Source organism: Streptomyces sp. NPDC056452 (assembly GCF_042796085.1).
GTDB lineage: Bacteria > Actinomycetota > Actinomycetes > Streptomycetales > Streptomycetaceae > Streptomyces.
Window position 1 is genome coordinate 1 of sequence record NZ_JBHTRI010000073.1, and the last position, 4,863, is coordinate 4,863.

Annotated in this window: 6 protein-coding genes; all 6 read right to left on the reverse strand. The window is 70.3% G+C overall.

Annotated elements, in window-relative coordinates; genetic code table 11:
- Nucleotides 1-55: 55 nt before the first annotated feature.
- On the reverse strand, nt 56-463 hold the full coding sequence (locus ACFQ6X_RS35085) for an SHOCT domain-containing protein (RefSeq protein ID WP_383188005.1): 408 nt from the start codon (nt 461-463) through the stop codon (nt 56-58).
- An 89-nt stretch (nt 464-552) separates the two neighbouring features.
- Entirely contained in the window at nt 553-1,047 is a 495-nt protein-coding gene (locus tag ACFQ6X_RS35090) for an FBP domain-containing protein (RefSeq protein ID WP_383188008.1), read from the reverse strand.
- 63 nt (nt 1,048-1,110) lie between these two features.
- A complete protein-coding gene (locus tag ACFQ6X_RS35095; protein WP_383188010.1) occupies nt 1,111-1,611 on the reverse strand; it encodes an NUDIX hydrolase in 501 nt (166 codons plus the stop codon).
- Nucleotides 1,612-1,652: 41 nt separating this feature from the next.
- Nucleotides 1,653-2,654 (reverse strand): helix-turn-helix transcriptional regulator, encoded by a 1,002-nt coding sequence (locus tag ACFQ6X_RS35100; RefSeq protein WP_383188013.1) that lies wholly within the window; start codon nt 2,652-2,654, stop codon nt 1,653-1,655.
- 163 nt (nt 2,655-2,817) lie between these two features.
- The gene (locus ACFQ6X_RS35105; protein ID WP_383188016.1) at nt 2,818-3,711 is read right to left on the reverse strand and encodes a hypothetical protein; all 894 of its coding nucleotides are present in this window, start codon (nt 3,709-3,711) and stop codon (nt 2,818-2,820) included.
- Entirely contained in the window at nt 3,708-4,721 is a 1,014-nt protein-coding gene (locus tag ACFQ6X_RS35110; protein ID WP_383188018.1) for an SPFH domain-containing protein, read from the reverse strand. The genes ACFQ6X_RS35105 and ACFQ6X_RS35110 overlap by 4 nt, the downstream gene beginning before the upstream one ends.
- Nucleotides 4,722-4,863 lie beyond the last annotated feature (142 nt).

Below are 4,863 nucleotides of genomic sequence, written 5' to 3' on the forward strand. Positions count from 1 at the left end.
ACCGTGAGGTGACCGGTCGGGGGGACACGGACGTCGGCATGGACGGCCGGGCGGATCAGGCGAGCAGCTTCGCCTTGGCCTTCTCGTACTCCTGCTGGTCGATGTGGCCGCTGTCCTTGAGCTGGGCGAGCTTGGCGAGTTCGGTGACGTGGCTGTTGCCGGTTCCGGAGCCGCCCTCGGTCCCGGCGGCCTCCTGCACGTACTTCCGGAAGGCCGCCTCCTGGTCCTTCGCCTGCTTCACGTCCCGCTGGCCCATGCTCCGGCCGCGAACGATCAGGTAGACCAGGACGCCGACGTAGGGCAGCACGATGACGAAGATCAACCAGGCGGCCTTGGCCCAGCCGTTCAGTGAGTGGTCACGGAAGATGTCCGTGATCACCTTGAAGAGCAGGAAGAACCACAGGACCCAGAGGAAGATGTACATCATGGTCAGGAAGAGATTGAGGAGCGGATAGTCGTCCACGGGTCTACTCCGATCGCACGAATGGTCCCTTATTCGTACATCCGCCCCCACTGAACCGCATCCGCAGGCACCCGGATGCGCCCGGCCGTTCAGGCGGAGAGAGTGCCCAGGAAGGCGAAGAGCTTCGCCCGGGTCCGCTCGATCTGCTGGTCCACGGTCAGTGACTCCTCGAAGCGCCCGCCGGGCGCCGGGAGCTTCTTGCCCCTCACGTACAGGGAGCAGTCGAGGTCGGTGCAGAGGTATATGCCCACCGAGTTCCCGTCCCTGCCGGCCTGTCCCGTCTTGCGTGCGGTCATCAGGGAGACGCCGCTGCCAGGGTGTGTCGTCAGGCAGACCGAACACATGCTGCGGTGCAGGAAGCCCCGCTGCTGGGACGGGAAGCGGAGCGTGATGCCCGTCAGCTCGCCGTCCACGTCGGTGACGAGGTAGCTCCGGTCCGGTGCGGACAGGTCGCGCCACCCCAGGAAGTCCAGGTCGTCCCACGGGCGGTCGTCGAGGTCTCGGGGCAGCGGCAGCCGCTTCGCCTCGCCCTTGGAGCAATTGACGAACGATGCCCGGATGTCCTGCTCACTGACGGCTCTCATGAGTACGACGCTAAGCTTGCCTATGACCTTTAGGCAAATCAATTAGCGCTGTAGGTTCACGGTTCATGACTGCGGCCCGTCCGCGGCGATCCGCAGACGGTGCGCCGGCGGGTGCGCGATCGCGAGGTCCGGCCGCCAGGTCGCCAGGATCTGGGCCGACGGGTCGAACAGCAGGTCCGGCAGTTCATCGGGGCGCGTCCACCGCCAGGCGCTGATCAGATGCGGCTCGGTCACCTCGGCGACCGCGGCCTCGACGGACACCCTGGCCGCCATCGTGATCCGGATGGTCCCGGCCACCACGTCGTGCAGCATCGCGAAGACCGTCACCGCTGCTTCGGGGACATCCAGCCCCGTCTCCTCGCGGAGCTCACGCGCGGCCGCGGCGGCGACCGACTCGTGTGTCGGATCGATCTTTCCGCCGGGCAGCTCCCAGGTGCCCTCGCGGTGCCTGCCGAGCAGGATCCTGCCCTGCTCGTCCTGAACGACGACGCCCACGCCGAATCCCGCCTGCGCCTCGGGTGGCCGGGTGTTGCGCGTGGGACCGTTCCCGGAGTCGGCTGTCATGTCCTCTGCCCCCTGTAGCTGGAGTTCTCAGGGGCAGCCTCTCAGCCGTGCGTACGCGTGATCCAGCCGTGCTCGCTCGCGTACCAGCCCAGACGCAGCCGGTTCGACGCCCCGCTGAGATCCATCAGCCGCTTGATCCGCCGCTGTACGGTCCGTGCGCCCAGGTCGAGTTCCTTGCCGACGCCCACATCCGTGAGGCCGGCCAGCAGCAGGGAGAGGATCTGGAGATCGATGGGCTCGGGCCCGGGCAGCGGCGCCTCCTCGATCTCGTCGCCCCTGCCGAGCGTCAGGGGCAGGCCCTGGCTCCACACCTGTTCGAAGAGCGCCACCAGCGACACCAGCAGACCGCTCGACCGGGCCACCAGGGCCGCCGGTTCCGTGGCGGGGTCGCTCAGCGGAAGCATGCCGAGCGAGCCGTCGGCGATGACCAGCTTGGTCGGAACCTCGTCGACCACGCGCACCTCCATGCCCCGGCCCAGCGACTCGGCGAGACCGGCCAGGTCGACGGTCCCGCCCTCGCGGCCGGGAAACATCTCCCGGCCGATGACGACGCGGTACTTCACGCCCCGGGCCATGGCCAGCACCTCGGCCGTGTTCTCCTCGGCCGAAACCGCGAGCGGCTGGCTGCGGATGAGCACGCAGAGTTCCCGCTCGGCCCCCAGCTGGAGTTGGGAGAAGCGCTGGGAGACAGCCTGCGCGCCGGTCACGACCTCGATCAGGTCACGCACGCCGGGTGCGACGGCCTCGGGCCGGTACTCGTCGGCCAGTCTGGCCGCCGCCAGTTCCGCGCACTCCAGCTCATGGCGCTGCTGGGAGAGCAGGGGCGCCAGAGCCACCGCCGGGGGAGCACTCACCCAGCAGTCGGGCCGTTCGGCGGACCGGGTGATCAGCCCCTGGTGCTCCAGCCCGTGCAACGCTTGGAGGACATCCTTCTCCGGCAGGGTGAGACGGCCCGCCAGATGCGCCGCGTCGGCCGCCCCGTGCCCGACCAGTTCGCGGTAGGTGATCTCCTGGACGGCATCGAGGCCTATCGCACCCAGCACAGTGGTCTCCTCGGTCGAGCGTTCCGCTCAGCCGTGGAAGGCGTCATGAGGACGACGGTTCGGTGTGCGGTGTCCGATCAGTATCGGGCCCGTCGGACACACGGAAGATACATGTAGATATCAGTTACAAATCCGGCCCCGCGCGAGTGGTACATCAACGGGGTTATACCACCAGATTCAACGTGGTGGCGGAGATCCCGAGCCGCACTGTCTGACCCCAGGTCAGCTCCAGCGCGTCGGCCTCCATTCCGTCGCCGAACACCACGATCCGGTCCGACTCGACGGTGAGGGCCAGTCCCTCGCCCCGGCCCAGTTCGCCGGCGACCAGTGACGTACCGGTCGCGGGCGAGGGCCATGCCTCGCGCACGAACCAGAGCAGCCGCGGATCGGAGGGGCCCGGCAGTCGCAGCGCGCTGCCGCGTTCGCCCCAGAGGGAGCGCAGCCAGCCCGTCGCGCCCGTCCCGGTGCCGACCAGGACGCCCGAGGATGCCTGGGACTCCCCGGCGGCGTCGTCCGGGCCGATGCGGTAGCGCGCCGTCTGGTGGCCGGGCGGTCCGCAGAAGACCTCGTTCAGGGCGAGCAGCCGCTGGGTGTCGTCGGCGACGGCCTCGACCATGGTGAGCGACTCCACCCGGTCACCGGGTGCGACGGCCGCCCGGCACAGTGCCGCCGCGTCCTGCGCGCGATGGCGTACGAGGACGCCCGGGTTGCGGCCCGGATCGGTGTCGATGCCCAGGACCGGCTGGCCGGACAGGTACTTCGCCGCATTGGCGACCAGTCCGTCCTGTCCGACCACGACGACCACGTCCTCGGGCCCGAAGAGGAAGCGGTCCAGGTCCGCACGCTCCACCCGTGAACGACGCCACTGCAGGGGCACGGCGGCAGCCACCTCGGTGAGGGCCCGCTGGGTACGGTGATGCCGCCCGGCCACCTCGTCGATGGACCGGCCGCGGGTCGAGAGGAAGAACGCCGCCTGGCCGTGGGTCCCGTGCCGGGCGAGCAGTTCCTCGTACTCGGTGGTGCGGTGCACGAGGACCGCACGCGGGGCCAGACTCACGCCCGCGCCTCCGGATCCGTCCTGCCGAGCCGGGCGAGCAGGCCCGTGAGCACGTCGGGGGAGAGGGTGAGGCTGTCGATCCGGGGCAGGTTCTCCGCCAGCCGGGTCGCGGCGAGCGCGTGCAGGGTGCCGGGGTCCACTTCCGCGTGCGCCCGGAGCCAGGCCGCCTGGGCCTCGGCGCGGGCCGAGCCGATGTCGCGGGCGGCCTCCGCCTCCGCGCGGGCGAGACGCACCTTGCGGTCGGCCTCGGCTTCCGTGCGCACGCCGTCGGCCGCGGACTTCTCCTCGGCCTCGCGGCGGGCGTTGATGCCTCGCTGGTCAACCAACTGCTCCTCGCGGCGAGCCAGTTCGATCTGGCTGGCGAGTTCGTTCTCGGCGATGGTGCGTTCCCGCTCGACCGCGACGGCCCGGCGTTCGTAGGTGGCCCGGTCCGCCTCCTGCTGGATCTGCTCCCTGGCCGGCGTGCGCAGGGCGCGCTCGACCTCCGCCTCCGGGCGGATGGCGACGACGCGCACGGCCACCACGTCGATGCCGGTGGCGGGCAGCCGCGGTTCGGCGGAGAGGCCGGACGCGACCCGTTCACGTACCGAGGCGACCCCGTCCACCAGGGCGGTGGCGAGCGGTGTCCGGGCCAGGACGTCCAGGGTGTGCTGCTGTGCGGTCTCGGTGAGGAGGGTGGCGATCTGCTCCAGCGGTGCGCTCCTCCAGACCCCGGTGTCGGGGTCCACGGAGAAGTCGAGGCGGGCGGCGGCCTCGGCCGGGCCGCTGATGCGGTAGGTGACGGTCGCCTGCACGGTGACGTCCTGGAAGTCGGCCGTACGCGCGTGGAAGGCCATCGCCAGCTCCCGGTCGTTCACCGGGACTTCGGAGAGCGCGGCGGAGAGCGACCGGTACCAGAAGCTCAGCCCGGGACCGTCGTGGCTGAGCTTGCCCCGCTTGTGGTGCCGGATATGGGCGGTGGGTGCGGAGCGCAGGTGTCGCCAGCCGAAGCGCCGGGTGATGTCGGCCATGATGAGGGCCCCCTCTTTCTCGTCATGACGACGCTAATGGAGTGGCGCCATATCGTCAAGAAGACGAGAACTGGTGGGGCGGTCGCCGGCGGCCTGGTGCGGGCGGGGAACGAAGCGGCCGGCCGGCGGCTTCCGAGGAAGC